At 33.1% G+C, this 19,633-nt stretch carries 20 protein-coding genes; 19 read left to right on the forward strand and 1 reads right to left on the reverse strand.

What is annotated here, in order from left to right; translation table 11 throughout:
* Positions 1–11 precede the first annotated feature (11 nt).
* The 7 genes from lonB to K8N75_RS10350 all read left to right on the forward strand — a co-directional run bounded on the left by lonB (position 12) and on the right by K8N75_RS10350 (position 7,022).
* Complete coding sequence (gene lonB, locus K8N75_RS10320; RefSeq protein ID WP_223791974.1) at positions 12–1,916, forward strand: ATP-dependent protease LonB; 1,905 nt, start codon at positions 12–14, stop codon at positions 1,914–1,916.
* Positions 1,917–2,173: 257 nt separating this feature from the next.
* Positions 2,174–2,593: a hypothetical protein gene (locus K8N75_RS10325; protein WP_223791975.1), complete on the forward strand. Its 420-nt coding sequence runs from the start codon at positions 2,174–2,176 to the stop codon at positions 2,591–2,593.
* Between the two features lie 91 nt (positions 2,594–2,684).
* The gene (locus K8N75_RS10330) at positions 2,685–3,188 is read left to right on the forward strand and encodes a DUF308 domain-containing protein (protein WP_223791976.1); all 504 of its coding nucleotides are present in this window, start codon (positions 2,685–2,687) and stop codon (positions 3,186–3,188) included.
* A 230-nt stretch (positions 3,189–3,418) separates the two neighbouring features.
* Positions 3,419–5,131: an arsenite methyltransferase gene (gene arsM / locus K8N75_RS10335; RefSeq protein WP_223791977.1), complete on the forward strand. Its 1,713-nt coding sequence runs from the start codon at positions 3,419–3,421 to the stop codon at positions 5,129–5,131.
* Between the two features lie 70 nt (positions 5,132–5,201).
* Positions 5,202–5,591 carry a putative zinc-binding protein gene (locus tag K8N75_RS10340; RefSeq protein ID WP_223791978.1) on the forward strand — a complete coding sequence of 130 codons (390 nt, stop codon included), beginning with the start codon at positions 5,202–5,204 and terminating at the stop codon, positions 5,589–5,591.
* Positions 5,592–5,764: 173 nt separating this feature from the next.
* Positions 5,765–5,959, forward strand: coding sequence for a hypothetical protein (locus tag K8N75_RS10345; RefSeq protein WP_223791979.1), 195 nt, complete (start codon positions 5,765–5,767; stop codon positions 5,957–5,959).
* 79 nt (positions 5,960–6,038) lie between these two features.
* Positions 6,039–7,022 carry a permease gene (locus K8N75_RS10350; RefSeq protein WP_223791980.1) on the forward strand — a complete coding sequence of 328 codons (984 nt, stop codon included), beginning with the start codon at positions 6,039–6,041 and terminating at the stop codon, positions 7,020–7,022.
* A 302-nt stretch (positions 7,023–7,324) separates the two neighbouring features.
* Here K8N75_RS10350 and K8N75_RS10355 read toward each other — a convergent pair whose 3' ends face one another.
* Entirely contained in the window at positions 7,325–7,564 is a 240-nt protein-coding gene (locus K8N75_RS10355; RefSeq protein WP_223791981.1) for a thioredoxin family protein, read from the reverse strand.
* 290 nt (positions 7,565–7,854) lie between these two features.
* On the opposite strand from K8N75_RS10355, the gene K8N75_RS10360 reads away from it, so the two are divergent.
* From K8N75_RS10360 to K8N75_RS10415, 12 genes are all read left to right on the forward strand, one after another.
* On the forward strand, positions 7,855–8,220 hold the full coding sequence (locus K8N75_RS10360; protein ID WP_223791982.1) for an ArsR/SmtB family transcription factor: 366 nt from the start codon (positions 7,855–7,857) through the stop codon (positions 8,218–8,220).
* A 4-nt stretch (positions 8,221–8,224) separates the two neighbouring features.
* The gene (arsB, locus tag K8N75_RS10365; protein WP_338038040.1) at positions 8,225–9,313 is read left to right on the forward strand and encodes an ACR3 family arsenite efflux transporter; all 1,089 of its coding nucleotides are present in this window, start codon (positions 8,225–8,227) and stop codon (positions 9,311–9,313) included.
* Positions 9,314–9,405: 92 nt separating this feature from the next.
* Positions 9,406–9,726, forward strand: a complete 321-nt coding sequence (locus tag K8N75_RS10370; RefSeq protein ID WP_223791984.1) for a DsrH/TusB family sulfur metabolism protein — start codon at positions 9,406–9,408, stop codon at positions 9,724–9,726.
* 67 nt (positions 9,727–9,793) lie between these two features.
* Positions 9,794–10,141: a DsrE/DsrF/TusD sulfur relay family protein gene (locus tag K8N75_RS10375; protein WP_255590948.1), complete on the forward strand. Its 348-nt coding sequence runs from the start codon at positions 9,794–9,796 to the stop codon at positions 10,139–10,141.
* 1 nt (position 10,142) lies between these two features.
* The gene (locus K8N75_RS10380) at positions 10,143–10,496 is read left to right on the forward strand and encodes a DsrE family protein (RefSeq protein WP_223791985.1); all 354 of its coding nucleotides are present in this window, start codon (positions 10,143–10,145) and stop codon (positions 10,494–10,496) included.
* A gap of 12 nt (positions 10,497–10,508) precedes the next feature.
* Positions 10,509–11,120, forward strand: coding sequence for a (Fe-S)-binding protein (locus tag K8N75_RS10385; protein WP_223791986.1), 612 nt, complete (start codon positions 10,509–10,511; stop codon positions 11,118–11,120).
* Positions 11,121–11,186: 66 nt separating this feature from the next.
* Positions 11,187–11,720: a DUF2115 family protein gene (locus K8N75_RS10390; protein ID WP_223791987.1), complete on the forward strand. Its 534-nt coding sequence runs from the start codon at positions 11,187–11,189 to the stop codon at positions 11,718–11,720.
* A gap of 629 nt (positions 11,721–12,349) precedes the next feature.
* On the forward strand, positions 12,350–14,053 hold the full coding sequence (kdpA, locus tag K8N75_RS10395; RefSeq protein WP_223791988.1) for a potassium-transporting ATPase subunit KdpA: 1,704 nt from the start codon (positions 12,350–12,352) through the stop codon (positions 14,051–14,053).
* Positions 14,054–14,066: 13 nt separating this feature from the next.
* Entirely contained in the window at positions 14,067–16,115 is a 2,049-nt protein-coding gene (kdpB, locus tag K8N75_RS10400) for a potassium-transporting ATPase subunit KdpB (protein WP_223791989.1), read from the forward strand.
* Positions 16,116–16,688: a potassium-transporting ATPase subunit KdpC gene (gene kdpC, locus K8N75_RS10405; RefSeq protein ID WP_223791990.1), complete on the forward strand. Its 573-nt coding sequence runs from the start codon at positions 16,116–16,118 to the stop codon at positions 16,686–16,688. It begins immediately after the preceding gene.
* Between the two features lie 77 nt (positions 16,689–16,765).
* Positions 16,766–18,739: a DUF4118 domain-containing protein gene (locus tag K8N75_RS10410; protein ID WP_223791991.1), complete on the forward strand. Its 1,974-nt coding sequence runs from the start codon at positions 16,766–16,768 to the stop codon at positions 18,737–18,739.
* Between the two features lie 696 nt (positions 18,740–19,435).
* On the forward strand, positions 19,436–19,588 hold the full coding sequence (locus K8N75_RS10415) for a hypothetical protein (RefSeq protein ID WP_223791992.1): 153 nt from the start codon (positions 19,436–19,438) through the stop codon (positions 19,586–19,588).
* Positions 19,589–19,633: the final 45 nt, after the last annotated feature.

Consider the following 19,633-nt stretch of genomic DNA (forward strand, 5'->3'; position numbering starts at 1 on the left):
ATTTCAAAATTATGACAAATTTAAACAGTTCATTTAAAGAAAAACTTGATTTCAAGAGTTATAAATCTTCTGGAGATATAGAAGTACCTGAGAGGATTATAGATCAGATCATAGGTCAAGAAGAGGCAGTAGAAACAGTAATAAAAGCTGCAAAACAAAGGCGAAATGTTCTTTTAATAGGAGAACCGGGAATAGGTAAATCAATGCTAGCTAAGGGAATGGCAGAATTATTACCACCCGAAGAACTTCAGGATATACTAGTTTATCCTAACATGGAGGATAACAATAATCCCCTTATTGGTGCTATGCCTGCAGGTGAGGGTAAGAAAGTTGTAATGACTTACAGGGTTAAGGCAAAGTCTCAAGGAGAAAGGAAGAATATTTTAATGATGGCCATAATTGGAGCCATCATAGTAATTGGATTTTTATTACAACAGTACCTGGCAGCTATTATAGCTGCAGGAATAGTTCTACTTGTAATAATGCAGATGAAACCCAAAAATAATGTCATGGTTCCAAAACTCTTAGTGAACAACGATAGCAAAAACACAGCACCATTTGTTGACGCAACAGGTGCCCATGCAGGAGCACTCCTGGGTGATGTAAGGCATGACCCTTACCAGTCAGGTGGACTCGGAACTCCTGCCCATGAACGTGTAGAAGCAGGAATGATACATAAATCCAACAAGGGAGTACTGTATGTTGATGAAATAGGTAGCATGCAGATGAAAACCCAGCAAGAGCTATTAACAGCTATGCAGGAGAAAAAATACTCCATAACCGGACAAAGCGAATCAAGCAGTGGAGCAATGGTACGTTCAGACGAAGTGCCATGTGATTTTGTTCTTGTTGCGTCTGGAAATCTTCAGGTGCTTAAAGGAATGCATATAGCACTACGTTCAAGGATAAGAGGTTATGGTTACGAAGTGTTCATGAAAGATTCTATGGATGACAACTTGGAAAATAGGAACAAATTGGTTCAGTTCATAGCCCAAGAAGTTAAAAAAGATGGTAGAATACCACATTTCAGCAGAGAAGCGGTTGAAGAAATAATTCATGAAGCACAGAGAAGGTCCGGTAAAAAAGATGAATTAACTCTTAAATTGAGAGATCTTGGTGGTCTTGTAAGGGCTGCAGGTGACATAGCTACAGGTGAAGGTGCTGACAGTGTAACACTGGCACATGTTATAAGTGCCAAAAAACTTGCCAGAACACTGGAACAACAGATAGCAGACAGATACATAGATCAAAGAAAAACTTACAGTGTCTTCAAATCTGAGGGCAGCAAAGTTGGAATAGTGAATGGCCTAGCTATTATTGGGGACAGAAGCGGTATATTACTACCAATAGCTGCAGAAGCAGCTCCTGCTCAAAGTAAAGATGAAGGAAAGATAATTGCCACAGGTAAACTTGGAGAGATTGCTAAAGAAGCAGTTCAAAACGTCAGTGCATTGATTAAAAAGAACACAGGTACCGATATTTCAAATCACGACATTCACATACAATTCTTACAATCATACGAAGGGATTGAAGGTGACAGTGCAAGTGTATCTATTGCAACTGCAGTTATATCTGCCCTTGAAAACGTTCCAGTTGATCAGACAGTAGCATTAACCGGATCATTGAGTGTTAGAGGTGATGTTATGCCTGTTGGCGGTGTTACTGGAAAAATTGAAGCAGCAGCTGAGGCAGGTATGAAAAAGGTTATTATTCCTGAATCAAACATGGATGATGTTCTTATTGAGGAACGTTACAAAGATAAGATCGAAATTATTCCAGTTCGAAACATGAGCGATGTCCTGGAAAATGCACTTTTAGGAAGTGGCAAAGAAGGATTAGTCACAAAGATGAAAAAAATCACAGACAAAGTCCCAAAAGGCATTATTCCAAAACCAACTAAACCAACGATTCATTAATGAACTTAAAATCTTATATTAATATAAGATTTTTACTTATTTTTTTTGAAGTATTTCCATTGTTATTTTCAATTATTTTTAATATCAAAAATTATTCTGTTAATATTGATTTCTAACTATATTTTATAAATACGTTCCAATTTCAATTATTCTATAAAAAATAATAACTACATGAAATAACAAATTATAGAATACAAATATATTCTGTGTTAATCAGCTAATAAAAAACTGTGAAAAATCATATTAGGTGTTTTCATATGGAGAGAAATAGAAAAAGAGAACAAAAATCAGAGTATGTAGCTGCAATAATTTTTAACCTGATTTTTCTGTATATTGTAAATAATTTATTAAATTGGCATGTTTATTTTGTTTTAAATACTTTTAATGAAGTCCTATGGATTATAAATCTGTCAGTAATAGCTGCAATTATAGGAAATTTCATACTCCTTTTGTATAGTCCTGAAAGGTTTAAACATGTAATGAAAATAATTTTAAACATTTTTGCATTTATAGCAGTGTATTTTGTCTATACAGTATTCCCATTTAATTTTTACAATTCTTTCTATAATTGGGCCTTTAGTATTTTGTTGATTCTTGCCATGATAGGTATTTTTATTGCAATTATCGTAGAAATTTACCTTCTGATAACAGGAAAACCAAAATTAACAGGAAATTAAACCGAAAGATTAAGTAAGATGGCAAATTTGCAGTATCTTAAAAAAAGTCTTAATTAAGTGTTTAATGGATAAAAGAATAGGGGTAAAAGATATGCAAAAAATGGATGTTGCATTGATATTGATTGTTCTTGGTCTAATTGTAATAGTTATCTCACTCTTAAGTTTAGTTCCTGTTTCACTTATTTCTATATTCTTACTCACAATGTTTGGTATTGGTCTTATATTGGACGGAATATATGAAATTAGTGAAATTGACGGTGCTAGTTTAGGGATCCCCCTTTTAATCTTAGGTATAATCTCACTCATTTTAGGAATTGGGTTCATATTCAATTTCCCACTAATGACAGAGTTAGCTGGTTTCATAATTTGGATAATTGTTCTTTTCCTAATAATCACAAGTATTATAAGAATTCTATCAAAAAACGGAGACAAACGCTGCGGAGTTAAAGATATAATAATAGGTTTATTAATCCTATTAGTAGGAATATTCTTAGTAACATACCTATGGCTTATAGGAATATTAGTCGGACTATGGATCTTAACCACAGGAATAAGGATACGCCACAGCCCTAATTTTCTCAAAGACTGGAAATAAAAATTTAATAGATACATGAAGATATAAAAGTAGGATCTCCCATTATGGATAAAATTCTTTGAAAAAATTTATAAACTAAAAAATAAGATAATTTACAAAATTAAATTATTATTAATTATTCTTGATTCAAGTGTCATATCTTATTTTTGGATAGATTTAAATAGGATTACAACATACTATCTATATATTCACATATTTGGATGTATGGATAATTTTATGTTGTGATTCAAATGGAAGAAAAAAAAGTGAAGGAATTTGTAAAGGAACGTTATTCAAAAATAGCAACCAATGAAGAAAGTTCTAATAGTTGTTCTTGCTGTGGAGGAGAAGAAAACTCGATCATTAAACAGGCCCAAGCAGCAGGTTACACCATAGAAGAGATCAAAAGCATACCCTCAGATGCAGTATTTGGATTGGGATGTGGAAACCCAACAGCTCTGGCTGAAATTAATTCTGGAGAAACGGTATTGGACCTTGGATCTGGCGGAGGAATAGATGTTTTTCTAGCAGCTAATAAAGTGGGTGATATGGGGAAGGTCATTGGTGTGGACATGACATCAGAAATGGTAGAAACTGCTGTTAAAAATGCAAGAGAAGGCAGCTATGAAAATGTTGAATTCAAAGTGGGTGAAATAGAAAATTTACCTATTGAAGACAACTCCATAGACTTGATAATAAGCAACTGTGTCATAAACCTCACACCCGACAAATTGAAAGCTTACAGAGAAGCTTACAGGGTTTTAAAACCAGATGGTCGGATTTTAGTTTCAGATATTGTAACCGATGGAGAAATACCTACAGAAATACGGAAGAATTTCAAAGCATGGGCCGGGTGCATCGCAGGGGCGCTTGAAAAACAAGAATACATTGATACTATTAATAAAGCAGGATTTAAGGATGTAGAAATCGTAAGCCAACATATCTTCACAGAACCTAATATGGATGAACGGCTAATTGGAAAAATAATAAGTGTTCAAATAAAAGCTTACAGAAGGTTGAATAAGGAAAGTGAAAAATGTGGGTGTGGAGAAACTTCAGAAACTGTTAATGACTCATGTAATGATGGATCCAAAGAATCTAAAGAAGATAGATGTTGTGAATCAGAATCTGACGATAAATCTGTTGAAGTAGGATGTTGTGAATCAAAATCGGTTGATGAACCAAAAGAAGATAGTGGATGTGGATGTGGATTGGATAATGAATATCCTGATGAATCAGTAGTAAACAACCCAGATAAGCCAAAAGTTGTCGCTGATGCTGATTTTATTAAAGAACTTGAAAATTATGCTCATTCAATTGGTATTAAAGATATAGGATATGCACAGATTACTCCAGAAATTTTAATCAAAGATAAATTTATCCAATATCCTAATGCTATTGTATTAACTATGGAAATGGGTAAAGAAATTATCGAAGCAACTCCAGGACCAGAAGCACAAAAACTTAACGATTCTGCCTATGAAAAATTAGGTAATCTGAGTTATGAAATATCTGACTATCTTAGAGAGCATGGTTATGCAACCGAAGTTGCTCACCCTTATGGGGGTATTGTTAAGTTTTCTCAACTTGGCCAAAAAGCAGGTTTAGGATGGATAGGACAAAGTGGACTTCTTATTACTCCTGAATTAGGTCCACGTCAAAAAATTTCAGCCATATTTGTAAGCATAGCCAACTTACCACTAAAAGATGGTAACGAACATTCGTGGATAACCGATTACTGTGAAAAATGTGGTAAATGCATCAAAGCATGTCCAGAAAAAGCATTAATAGAAAAGGAAGTTTGTTGTGGAGAAAAAGAAACCGAATTTATACAAAAACTTTGTATAGGTTGTAGTGAAGGCTGCACATACTGTATTGAAGGATGTCCATTTGATCAAAAAGAATACACTCACATTAAAGAAAGATTTGATAAAATGAATGCTAAATTGAAATCAAAGAAATAATCAATCCTTTACAAATAAAGTGAATTTAAAAAAATAGGAATAAATATGACTCTCATGGAGTTGATTGTAAATGAAAGGAAAAAATAAGATCTCTATTGCTGCTTGTAGCGGAATGAGTCCCTATGGATTAGTTTCACGTGCAACATCATCAGATACGGTTGCTGAAACAGATAATACCATCTCAATTTGTATGGGTGCTACTTCTGCTGATAAAGATGGATTTCGAAATTTAATTAAAAAGTATCCCATTATTGCTTTGAGTGGTTGTGATGGCAACTGCACCCAAAAAATCCTGGAACAAAAAGGTGTTAAACCTCTAAAAAATATCATTGTTATGGATGAACTCAATAAAAAAGATTTAAAGCCCACTGATGTGTCCAGATTAGACGATAATGGAGAAATTTGCGTTGAATATATGAAAAATAAAATTAAGAAGGAATTAAAAGAGTTTGAAATATGAACTCTACCTTTTAATGATAGCACAAATTATTTTAATGAGAGTAAAATAGCTCTGGTTGAAAGAAAGGAGAAAAATCTTAGAGCAGTATGTGGTTCTGCATATCCAAAATTAGATCAGAAAAAATATAAATTATTATAATATATTTTAACTGATCTTATTATAAAGATGATTAAATGGCTAAAAAAGGAAATATCAAAATAATTATGAAAAGCACACATAGTAGAGGTTCAATTTCATGTAAAAATGGGATTATAGGACAAAATCAAGGTCATCTCAATGATGCTATTTGTGAAATTTGTGATAAGGTTTTTAAAACCGATAAAAAGATATATATCTGTCCTGATTGTCAAAAAAAGCAAGAAGTATAGTAATATTATTTCTTAATATAAATTCATAAAGTAAAAGAATCAATAATATCATATAAAATAATGATTTGAGGATAAAATAATGGCGGATATTCTACAAGAATTAGTAAATTATCTTACTTTTGTACTGATGGGTTTAAATCCTGCATCAGCATTAGGTAGTGCAATTAATTTTTTCATTTATGATACAATAAAAATTTTAATTCTTTTGACAGTTATAATATTTTTAATATCTTACTTCAGAAGTTATATATCACCCACTAAAGTGAGGAAAGTATTAGCAAAGAGAAATGAATATCTTGGAAATATTGTAGCAGCTTTAATTGGAATTGTCACCCCATTTTGTTCATGTTCTGCTGTACCTCTCTTCATAGGATTTGTAGAATCAGGAGTGCCACTTGGAGTAACATTCTCATTTTTAATAGCATCCCCCATGGTAAATGAAATCGCTATTATACTACTTTGGGGTATGTTAGGCTGGCAGATTACAGCACTGTATATTATTTCTGGATTAATAATAGCAATAGTAGCAGGTATAATTATTGGCAGGCTTAAATTAGAAGGCGAAGTGGAGAGCTATGTTTATGATATGATCAATAAAATAAAGGAAGCTGAGAAAGCAGGAATTACAATAGAAGAGGAAAAACAGACACCGAAAGAACGTGCCATTTCATCAAAAGATTATACAGTCGATCTATTGAAGAAAGTAGGTCCTTATGTTGTAATAGCTATAGGTATTGGTGCAATAATTCATGGATATGCGCCTGCTGATTTCCTTCTAAAGTATGCAGGTCCAAATAATCCATTAGCTGTACCAATAGCGGTTTTAATAGGAGTACCTTTATATTCAAATGCTGCAGGTATTATTCCATTGGTTGCGGTATTTATAGAGAAGGGAATTCCTATAGGAACTGCTTTAGCATTTATGATGGCTGTCACTGCATTATCTTTCCCTGAGATGATCATACTAAGAAAGGTGTTAAAACCTAAACTATTAGGCATTTTCATAGGAATATTAGCAGTGTCCATAGTAACAATTGGTTATCTATTCAATGCAATAATTTAATAAAAATTATTTTTTTATTTTTTTACAACCAGATAATCTGCATCTGATACCCATAAACCAACATAAAAAGTAGAAAAATATTAAAATAATAATTAATTCAAGGATTATACCATATGTAGATGTGTATAATCCAATGAAAATTCCTAAAATGAAAATGATGGCAGTTATGATCAAAATAATTGAAACAATCTTTTTTAATAATTTCTCATTATATATCTGATCTAGTGTGATATTTATAAAAAATTTTAAATTTTGATCATTGGTATCAACCATTATAAATCATCTCTCTATAAGCTATTTTTTTACATTTTAGCTTTTATCCATTTTTCTATCTCACTTGATGTGGGAATACGTCCTGTTACTTTTATTTCGTTATCAATGGCTAATGCAGGAGTTGAGAGTATTCCTGCTTCCAGTATTTTATCCAATTCTTCAATCTTGACTATTTCAGCATCTGCCCCCAATTTGTCGACTACTTCTTTTACAGCCTTCTCAACAGCTTTACATTTGCTACAACCAGTGCCATATATTATTATTTTCATGATTTTTCTCCTTCTAAAATCTTTTAAAGTTTTGACTTATCTGAAATATATAATATTTAATATTACTTTGAATTTTATTTTTCTTCTATTTTTTCTTTGGTGTTCCTAGTTTATTCAAAGCATCAAATGATGTCCTTTGTCATTATTTTTTACATTTTTCATCTGAGAAGAATCTACCTTTGATGCTTTTTTTAAGATATAATCATTTTATTTAGATTCTACAATTATATTCTATAAAATATCTATTAACATCCATATATTTAAATATATTATTGTCGTAATAATTTATCATGAAAAAAACATGTGAAATTAATGATGATGGTAAACCTAATTGTGCCCAGATAGAGAATCTGGAAAAGATACTATCTGAAATGCCTAGCGAAGAGGAAATGCAAAAAAATGCAGATATAATCAAAGCACTAGCCGACCCAACCAGGCTAAAAATTGTCTATCTTCTATCTAAAAGTAATGAGCTATGCGTCTGTGAAATAATGGCAGCATTAGACAAACCTCAACCAACAGTATCCCATCATCTGAACCTCTTAAAAAATGCAGGTTTACTTAAATGGCGTAAGGAAGGAGTTTGGACACATTACAGGCTATCAAAGATGAAAATTTTAGACAGCATCGATGAACTTTTAATAACCCGGCAATAATTTGGTGATATCTTTGAAGGATGATATTAGTGGTCAGATTACCAACCAAATTTGTGATACTCCCAAACTTGGATTTCTAGACAGATTTTTAACTCTTTGGATTTTCTTAGCCATGGTATTAGGAGTTTCAATTGGATACTTCATTCCAGGAGTTGAATCTTTTATTAATAGATTTTCTGTAGGTACTACAAGCATTCCCATAGCTATTGGTTTAATTTTAATGATGTACCCTCCTCTGGCCAAGGTCAAATATGATAAATTGGGAGAAGTTTTTAGGGACACTAAAATATTGGGTTTATCATTATTCCAGAATTGGATATTAGGACCTATACTGATGTTCATTCTCGCAGTGGTATTTTTAAGAGCTTATCCTGAGTACATGGTTGGTTTAATATTAATAGGACTAGCTCGTTGTATTGCAATGGTAATTGTTTGGAACCAACTCGCAAAAGGAAATAGTGAATATGCTGCAGGGTTAGTGGCATTTAACAGTGTTTTTCAAGTATTTTTCTACAGCATCTACGCATGGATATTCATCACAGTACTACCTCCACTATTTGGGATACAAGGAAGTGTTGTAAACATAAGTATATTACAAATAGCTGAAAGTGTTTTCATATATCTTGGAATTCCATTTATTGCAGGAATATTAACTAGATACTTCCTGGTAAAACGAAAAGGTATTAAATGGTATGATGAAAAATTCATACCTAAAATCAACCCCATAACGCTCATAGCACTATTATTTACTATAATAGTAATGTTCAGCTTAAAAGGAAATATTATAGTCCAATTACCATTTGATGTAGTGATAATAGCCATTCCACTGTTATTATACTTTGTAATAATGTTTTTCACTACTTTCTTAATGGGATACAAATTAGGTGCAGATTACTCTAAAACCTCTGCACTCTCATTTACAGCTGCCAGTAACAACTTCGAATTAGCAATTGCCGTTTCAATTGCAGTTTTTGGAATAGGATCAGCAGTAGCATTTGCAACTGTAATAGGACCATTAATCGAAGTTCCTGTATTAATAAGTCTAGTTAATGTAGCATTATATTTCCAAAAACGCTATTATAACGAATCATAACCAAATTTATCCAAAAATTAAATAAATTTATCACACAAAGACCTTAAAATAAAAGAAAACAATTATTAATATTTAATTACGGAGGCCATAATATGCATATTGGGTTCATATTAACAAAAAGTCCGTCAGAGCAGGGATTTAAAACTTTTATAGACTATTCTCAATTGTACATCAATAATGATCAAATCTCAATTTATCTTTTAGGAAGCGGAGTTTATTGTGCTCGAAAAAGTTATTTTAATCCTGATTTAGAAGTACTTCTTAAAAATTCAAAGGTTTATGTTTCTTCGAATGATCTTAAAGCAAGAGGAATTGAAGATGAAGAGATAAATGAAGAATTTATCATGTTTTCCCAATATGATGATATGATAATCGATATTATGGAAAATTCTAATCAGATTGTAAGTTTTTAAAAATTTGAACGAGTTGACAAAAGAAATGAATGACACCATAAATAAAAATTTATCAAATCAAAAGATGATGGTTATCGTGCTAATAGATGGTCCATATATTTCACAATATGCAGATATTGGATATAAAATGGCAAAAACTGCACTAAAGATAGGATATGGAGTCAAAATATTCCTGTACATGGATGGTGTACATTTACCTAGAAAAGATCAAGATCCCCGCACATTACCAAATATTTCCAAAAATTTTAAAGAACTTATAAAAAATGGTTGTGAAATTAAAGCATGCATTAGATGTGCAGCAGCAAGAGGATACTTAGACGAATCAGATTACTTAGAAGAGGTTGAAATAACAAGTGTTTATGATCTTGCAGAATGGATGGACGAAAATAGTAAAGTAGTATTGTTGGGTAGTTAACATGTTATCTTCATTAATTATTATAGATAAAGCTCCTTACGGCCATGAAAATGCGTTAAGCGGAGTTTATATTGCAATTGCAAGTTTGGATAAGGGAATAAAATCTGATGTCCTTTTAATGGGTGATGGTGTTTATTCGGCCATAAAAAATCAAATAGCAGAAAAAACAATCCAATATCCATCATTAACTGAATTACTTTATTCAATATTCCCCAATGGAACTTTATACGTTCATTTGGATTCATTAATTGAAAGAGGAATTAAATATGAAGATCTGATTGAAATTTCAGAACTTATTAATGGTAAAAGTCTTTACAATCTTTCAAAATCAAAAAACCACATAATTAAAATTTAAGAGGTAATAAAAATGGAAATGGAAGAATTAAAATATGATATTTTTGAAGATGGTTCGCTGGTAAAAAGTGTTTCAATAACTAAAATAATGCCCTGTATGGCAGAAGAAGGCAGAATTAAACTAGCAATGCAACTAGATTCAACATTAGATCACGTAATGCCAATATTTGCGGGCAAATTCCCACCAGGAAAAGTAAATTATATCAAACACAAAAAGATTTTAACAATAAATACACATGAAAGGGTTATAACGTTTTTCCCATCTGGAAAAATAATGATGATGAACACAAGAAACCCAGAAGAAGGTATAAAAATAATCACAGAATTTATGGAAAAAATAAACCAATCTTACATTGAACATGAAAATGGAGAAGTTATAGATGATCTATCAGAAAAACTATCCAAAATAGGCCCATTAAACATTTATAACTGCTTGCCTCAGACAAATTGCGAAGAATGTGGAATAGCCACATGTATGGCATTTTCAATGAAACTTCTCTCGGGTGATATCACTCTAAATGAATGCAAACCACTATTAAAGTCTGAAAACCATGAAAAATTAGATTCATTAAAGGAACTTTTAGGAGATCAAGTGATGATATCCCTGGGATGGACAGGAAATTAGGTCATTCTTAAAATCCATTTTTTTATTATTAATCATTTATTAAATTTAAAAGATAGAGGTTGTAGTGTGCTAAGAAATATAAAGAGTTTGACCATTCAAGATCAGACATCCAGAAATGAGCTTTTAATAGTACTTAAGGAAGAAGCTAAAAAATTTACTCTTCAAGATATTATAAGCTGCAGTCTTCAAATTCAACAGGAAGCTAATTGTATTCATACCAGTTACAAGAAGGAGTATATAAAAGCTGAAACCGGATTTATGATACGTATTGTAGAGGTTAAAGATGATAATTTTAACTATAATGGTCTATTGGAGGTGGATGAACTAAATACTGCCATTAACCTTCTTGAAGAACAGGAAAAAATGATGGAAGACATGGAAGATACAAACACTACTTTCATCAGGATATATTCTATCATATCATTATACACCACATTCATCAAAGATGAACCCATCCATCAAGTAGGAACACTATTTCCAGGGGGTTTCACTGTTAAAAAAGATGGAGATAAATATACTTGCCCTGTTAAGGATAACAATAATGATAATCCCCTAGCGTTATGTCCCTTCTGTATAGCAGTACAGGATGAAGAAGTGTGAAATTAAATTGTTAAATTATTTGCTATTAATTATTTTCATGAAAATAAAAAAGGGATTAGTAAAGTTATTTCTTCTTGGGTTTTAATTTTCTCCTATAATTATCAAAGTTGCTAATTACAATCAAAGTATAGTTGCAATAGTATTTTCAATTTAGTATTTTTGTAGTTTGCTTCTCCAGTTTGGTTAAAAATTTTAATCACTAAAAAACATGTCATGTCGGAAGATTTGTTTCCTTCACAATATTTAAATATTAAATAGAATATAGATTTTAGGGTTTATGTAGAAATAATACCTTCGGAAGTTTTTATTAGAATTTCCGATTTCCATGATTGAATAAATGGGGGTTAAATTGGGGAAAATGTTATATAAGGGTAAAAAATTGAAAAATGAGGAGTGAAATGATTAAAATATGAAGTTTCCATATTTGAAGTCTAAAGTTCGATCATCATGTGAACCAATTTAAAAAAAACCGGCTTCCCAGGAAAGTACTTGATACAAAAATTTGAATTTTTATAATGTTGAAGGTATTTTAATAAAATATAATTGAGGTGGATTAATATGATGATGAACGATGAAATTGAAGAAGAATCAGATTTAGATCGATATAACTACAATTTAGAGGGATTAACATGCTTTTAGAAGATGTAATTTTAATCATGTTATTCCTGTTAATACTAACTATCACTGCCATACCAATAGGTAAATACATGTCAAAAATCTTGACAGGTAAAAAAACCTTCATGACACCTGTGATACGACCATTAGAAAAATTCATTTACCGTATATGTTCCATTGACGAAAATCAAGAGATGACATGGAAAAGATATGTTTATGCATTGCTTATATTCAACATAATTGGGATAACGTTTATTTTTGTTTTACAATTAATACAAAACTTTTTACCGCTGAATCCTGCACAAATGCCAAGTGTAAGATGGGACACAGCATTAAATACTGCAATTTCTTTTTCAACAAATACCAACTGGCAATCATATGCCGGTGAAACAACTATGAGCTATCTGACACAGATGCTAGGAATGACAGTCCAGAACTTCCTTTCTGCTTCAGTTGGTATTGCAGCACTCCTGGCTTTAATTAGAGGGTTTACACGTCAAAACTCAGCTACAATTGGTAATTTCTGGGTCGACATAACAAGAACAGCTTTATATATTCTTTTACCATTAGCAGTTATTTTCGCCCTTATTCTGGCATCACAGGGTGTAGTTCAGACTATTGGTCCATATGTCACAGCCCATACACTGGAAGGGGTTAATCAAACCATTGCACTCGGTCCTGTTGCTTCACAGGAAGCAATTAAGATGCTCGGTTCAAATGGAGGTGGATTTTTCAGTGCAAATTCAGCCCATCCATTTGAAAATCCAAATGGTATAACCAACATACTGGAAACATTCGCAATTCTATTAATACCAATATCCATAGTTTTTGCATTTGGATATATTATAAGAAATTTCAGACAAGGACTGGCCATATTCGCAGCCATGATGATACTCCTTGTAGCAGGAATGGGAGTAGCATACTATGCTGAAAGCCAATCAAATCCAATAATTCAGAAATTCGGTGTTTCTGGCGGGAATATGGAAGGTAAGGAACTGACATTTGGTGTTGCTGAATCAGTTCTTTGGGGAGTTGCAACAACAGATGTTTCAAATGGTGGAGTAAACTCCATGCATGACAGCACCATGCCCCTAACGGGACTAGTTTACATGTTTAATTTAGGTATAGGAGAAGTTATATTCGGAGGATTAGGTGTTGGACTCATTGGAATGATTTTCTATATCATTTTAACCATGTTCATAGCAGGACTTATGATAGGCAGAACACCTGAATTCCTTGGTAAGAAATTAGGACCTTATGAAATGGTAATGGCAACATTAGCCCTTATAGTACCTGCAGGATTGATTCTTGTATTTGCAAGTATTGCCATATCTTTACCACAAGGACTTGTGGGTCTTAATAATCCATCAGCACATGGACTCTCGGAAATACTCTATGCTTATGCATCTGCATTTGCAAATAATGGATCAGCATTTGCAGGCTTAAGTGCAAACACAGTATTCTACAATCTAACATTAGGACTTGCAATGTTTATAGGCAGGTTTGTTGTTATAATACCTGCCTTAGCAATTGCCGGATCTTTAGCAGCAAAAGGAAGAGTAGCAACAGACGCATCAACCTTTCCAAGCACCAACGCACTCTTCGTCCTCATGCTTGTGAGTGTAGTAGTAATCGTGGGAGCTTTAACATTCTTCCCAGTGTTCGCACTCGGACCAATACTCGAACATTTATTCCTACAAGGAGGACTAACTTTTTAGGGGGGGTTAAATCATGACAAACGAACAATCAACCAGCATTTTTGAACCAAAATCAGTTATCGAAGCACTAAAAGGTTCAGTTAAAAGACTTAATCCAATAGTCCTCCTAAGAAACCCAGTAATGCTAATAGTGGAAATAGGAGCAATTATTACCACATTAATAGCATTAATTAACCTGGTCTATGGTGGAAACTTTTTATTCAACATCCAAATCAGTATATGGCTATGGTTTACAGTCATATTCTCCAACTTTGCTGAATCACTAGCTGAAGCAAGAGGAAAAGCACGTGCACAATCACTAAAAAACACTAGAACCGAAGCATTCGCAAACAAAATTATAAACGAAAATGAAACAGAAAAAGTACCAGCACTCTCCCTAAGAAAGGAAGATATAGTAATTGTCAAAGATGGGGAAATCATACCCAGTGATGGTGACATAATAAATGGAACTGGTCTAGTTGATGAATCCGCAATTACAGGCGAATCAGCTCCAGTAATAAGAGAATCTGGAGGAGATATAAGTGGTGTCACAGGAGGTACTAAACTTCTTTCAGGCCAGATTAAGATTAGAATCACAGTAGATCCTGGAGAAACCTTCCTTGACAGCATGATTAATATGGTTGAAAGTGCTAAAAGAGAAAAAACACCCAATGAAAAAGCTTTAGAGATCCTTCTAATAGGATTAACTGCACTCTTCATAGTGGTAGTCATCACATTAATGGCATTCTCTAACTATATGGGTGTTGCCATAAGCATACCTATCTTAATAGCTCTTCTGGTCTGTCTTATGCCAACAACCATCGGTGCACTCTTACCTGCTATTGGTATTGCAGGTATGGACAGATTATTACAGCACAATGTAATCGCATTAAGTGGAAGAGCTGTTGAAGCAGCAGGAGATGTAAGCGCAGTTTTACTAGATAAAACAGGGACAATAACACTTGGAAGCAGAAAAGCAACTGAATTCATTCCTGTTGACGGTATACAGAAAAAAGATCTGATCGAAGCTTCATTATTATCCTCCCTTGCTGATGAAACACCCGAAGGAAGAAGTATTGTAATTTTAGCTAAAAAAGAATTAGGAGTGAGGGGTAGAGATATAAGAGCTCCTGAAAATTCAGATTTTGTACCATTCACACCAGAAACTCGTATGAGTGGAATAGACTACGGAACTAATAAGGTACGTAAAGGAGCAGCAGATTCCGTACAGGACTTTGCTAAAAACCATGAATGTAACATACCAGCTGATGTCAGAGAAATAGTTGAGGAAGTGTCTAGAAATGGAGATACACCATTAGTTGTAGCAGATTGCAGTGGGGTATTCGGTGTTATTAGGTTGAAAGATGTTGTCAAGACAGGTATTAAAAATCGTTTATTACAGCTTAGACAAATGGGAATTAAATCTGTTATGATAACAGGTGACAATCCCTTAACTGCAGCATCTATAGCTGTAGAGGCAGGGGTGGATGATTTTATAGCGGAAGCCCGGCCTGAAACTAAACTGGAACTAATACGTAAATATCAGAGTGGAGAAACTCAACGTTTAGTAGCCATGATAGGTGATGGAACCAATGATGCTCCGGCACTAGCTCAGGCTGATGTTGCAGTTGCAATGAGTGCTGGTACAGCAGCAGCAAGAGAAGCAGCTAACATGGTTGATTTAGATTCATCACCAGCAAAACTACTGGATATAGTAGAAATAGGCAAAGAAATATTAATTACAAGAGGTGCATTAACCACCTTCAGTATAGCTACCGATGTAGCCAAATATTTCGCAATAATTCCAGCAATATTTGCAGTAACTTACCCACAACTCAACATCTTAAACATAATGCATCTATCAACACCAATGAGTGCGGTTTTAGCAGCGGTTATTTTCAATGCGATTATAATACCGCTGCTAATTCCATTAGCACTTCGAGGAGTTAAATACCGCCCATCTTCATCAGTTACAAAACTACTAGGAATGAACATATTAATATATGGTATAGGTGGCCTAGCCCTACCATTTATTGGTATAAAACTGATAGACATGCTAATATCGGCACTGGGGGTGGCATAAATGGGTGAAATGATTAAAGAGCTTAAAAGGGCCCTTATAATATTCGGAACATTGGCATTGGTTCTGGGAATAATATATCCACTTGTAATAACAGGCATATCACAAGTAGCTTTTTCTTATCAAGCCAATGGTCAAATGATAAAGTTAAATGGAACTGTTGTAGGCTCTGAACTTATAGGTCAAAGCTTTGAAGCTCCACAGTATTTTCAGGGCAGACCATCAGCAATAGACTATAATGCAAGCACTTCAGGAGGTTCCAATTATGGGCCAACCAACCAAAAATTGATTGACAGGGTAAACAAAACAATAAATGAGATCAAGACAAATGATAGCCTTTCAGCCAATGCTACAATTCCTTCAGATATGGTAATGGCATCAGGAAGCGGGCTCGATAGATATATCAGCGTTGAAGACGCCTTAATCCAGGTTCCAAGAATTGCTAAAACAAGAAACATAAGCGAATCTACAATCAAAGATTTGATACAAAAAACAGAGGAAACACAGTTTCCATGGATTGGACAACCAGTTGTAAATGTCTTGAAACTAAATATGGCACTTGATGGAATCCATTAAATTGGATTCCTTAATTTTTTTTTAGGGTACAAATTAATGATTTAATTATTTATATTTTCAGAATTGGTAGGTGAAGAATGACCGAAGAATATAAAAGACCTGATCCTGATGAGCTTCTAAAGAGAATAAAAGAAGAAGAAAAGGTTAAAGAACGTAAAAAAGGTTATTTAAAGATATTTTTGGGATACGTTGCAGGGGTTGGTAAAACATACAGAATGCTCTCTGAAGCACGTTTCCTGAAAGAGAATGGGCAAGATATGGTTGTTGGTCTTGTTGAAACACATGGAAGGATTGAAACTGAAGAACTTCTGAAAGGGTTGGAGGTTTTACCCCGAAAAAAGATAGAATACAGTGGTATTTCACTTAAGGAACTTGATGTTAGAGGAATATTGGAAAGAAATCCTAAATTTGTGATGGTAGATGAACTAGCCCACACCAATGTACCAGGTTCAATGCATACCAAAAGATATCATGACGTTGAAGAAATACTGGATGCCGGTATAAACGTTTACACAACCTTAAATGTACAGCATATAGAAAGTTTGAAGGATATTATTTTTCAGATAACAGGGGTTGAAGTAAGGGAAACTGTTCCAGATAGGGTAGTTGATATTGCAGATAAAATAGAAATTGTAGATCTACCAACAGAAGAACTACTTCAAAGATTAGAAGAAGGAAAAGTTTACATACCCGAAAAAGTACAACAAGCAGTCTTAAAATTCTTTAAAGAAAGAAATTTAGAGGCACTTAGAGAGTTAGGGCTTAGATATGCTACAAGATGGGTTGATTATAATATGAAACAGCGTCTTGAGAAAGAAGGCGTTTCAGGACCTTGGGATGCCAGTACCACAATTATGGTCTGTATAAATTCCAGAACTTCATCAGAAAACATGATACGCCTGGCTCATAGATATGCCGACAATTTTAATGCAGAATGGCTCGGAGTATATGTAGAACCTTCTTATAAATTTAAAATGGGATATGAGGAAAGTTTACAGCTTGAAAAAAATCTTCAACTAGCTGAAGAACTTGGGGGCAAAGTTTTTAGATTGACTGGTATTAACATAGCCGAAGAAATTGTTTCATTTGCTAAATCAAAAAACATCAGCTTAATTATTATAGGCCATTCAGAAAGGTCTCGTATCGAAGCATGGGTACGTGGATCGGTTGTTAATGAAATTATTAGGAAAGGTAGTCCAATTCAGGTTCTTGTCATTGGGGGAGAAGGCCGTGAGAATGGATATCATGTCCAAAAAATAGATAGACAAGATTATTTGGACTTTAAAAGTTATTTGAAACCTTTTACTGTAAGTTTTTTAAGCATAATTATCACAACTGTTATATGCTTTTTTTTAAGTCCATTTTTAGAAGCGATTAATATTCCAATGATATTTATAATTCCTATAGTTGTCAGCGGTTTGATTGCTGGACGAAAGGGAGGTATCCTAGCATCTTTGATGGCAGTAGCATTCTTTGACTTTTTCTTTATCCCACCATATTTAACTTTTAGTGTTGCGGATTTACGTTTCATACCTACTTTTGCTGTGCTATTTATAGTGGGTGTTATAATCAGTTTCCTTGGAGATACCGTAAAAAAACAGGTCGAAAATACAAGGCAGCGAGAGGAGTTTATAGCGTCATTATATGATTTTAGTAGAGATTTGTTGGTTTCTCAGAATTTAGACGATTTTTTAAATAGAATTACCAATTATATATGGGAATTATTCAGTTATGATGTTGTAATGATCATTCCTGATGATAATAATAATCTAAAAGTGGAATCACGTAAAGGTGATAACATTAAGTTTGATGATGACGATCTGGGGGTGGCTAATTGGGTTTTTGAGCATGAAAAATCTGCGGGATATGGTACAAATACATTAGCATCTTCGAAATGGTATTACCTACCATTAAATGCTCATGATTTAAAATTAGGTGTTTTAGGAGTTGCACCATATGAATCAGATATTACAAATGAACAGAAGCATCTTCTTGAAGCATATACTAGTATTGTTTCAGTAGCATTGGCAAATTATTTAAAAATAGGTTAATTATATTCAGGAATTTAATTCCATATAATGGATGTAATATTTGATTCAGCATCCATGAGTTCTTGAAATTCCTGTTCTAATTTGTTTTGGTGGTTCATTAAGTAATTTTAACAATACAACAGCGCTGTTGTGCTGTTTATCCTCGTTTGAATGGTATTAGTGTAACTTTTTTGTTAAATTTTGTAATAATTTTTAATTCTTGGTTTAAAAACAATCCAGCTAAATGGAATGAATTTCAAAAAAAATATTTAAAAGAATTGAATGATAATAAAGAAGTCATTAAACTGTTAAGGTCATTGCTAGGTGCTATATCTTTAATCCATAGATTGATTTCTATTTTTTTCTTTGGAGATTCTTTTGGGCAATTAAAATCTACTGAAAAAAGTTCATTATTAAAAATGATAAATTGTATATAGGTTGTACGACAATTACAATAATAGAGCAGGGAAATCTCGCTTTGTTTTGGTTTTATAAAAATGTATATTACTTTATTTTTTGTGTAAAAAGTATATATCCCTGCTCGCCTCCGATTTATAAAAAAATTTCACAGAGAGAACTATATGAACTCTAAGTCCATTATAACTCTCATTTTCTTTGATAATCTTCATTGATTTTTAGTAATTTATACAAATATTTAATTGTGTTTTTGTTATATTAAAGTATTTTACTTGAAAATAGAAATAGGTGGTGAATAAATTGATAGAATCAAGAATGGATATTAAATCAAGGATAAGAAACTTGGAAATAATCTATAAAAAGCATCAATTACTTACTAATTCGGATCTGGTTATAGTTGAAAAACGACTAGAAGAATTAAAAGGAGAGTTAAAATGCAGCCGATATCGATGAATTATAATAATAATGCCTTTTTTTATTCAAAATCGATGTATATAT

Origin of the sequence: Methanobacterium spitsbergense, from assembly GCF_019931065.1 — an archaeon.
GTDB classification, from domain to species: Archaea; Methanobacteriota; Methanobacteria; order Methanobacteriales; family Methanobacteriaceae; genus Methanobacterium_B; species Methanobacterium_B spitsbergense.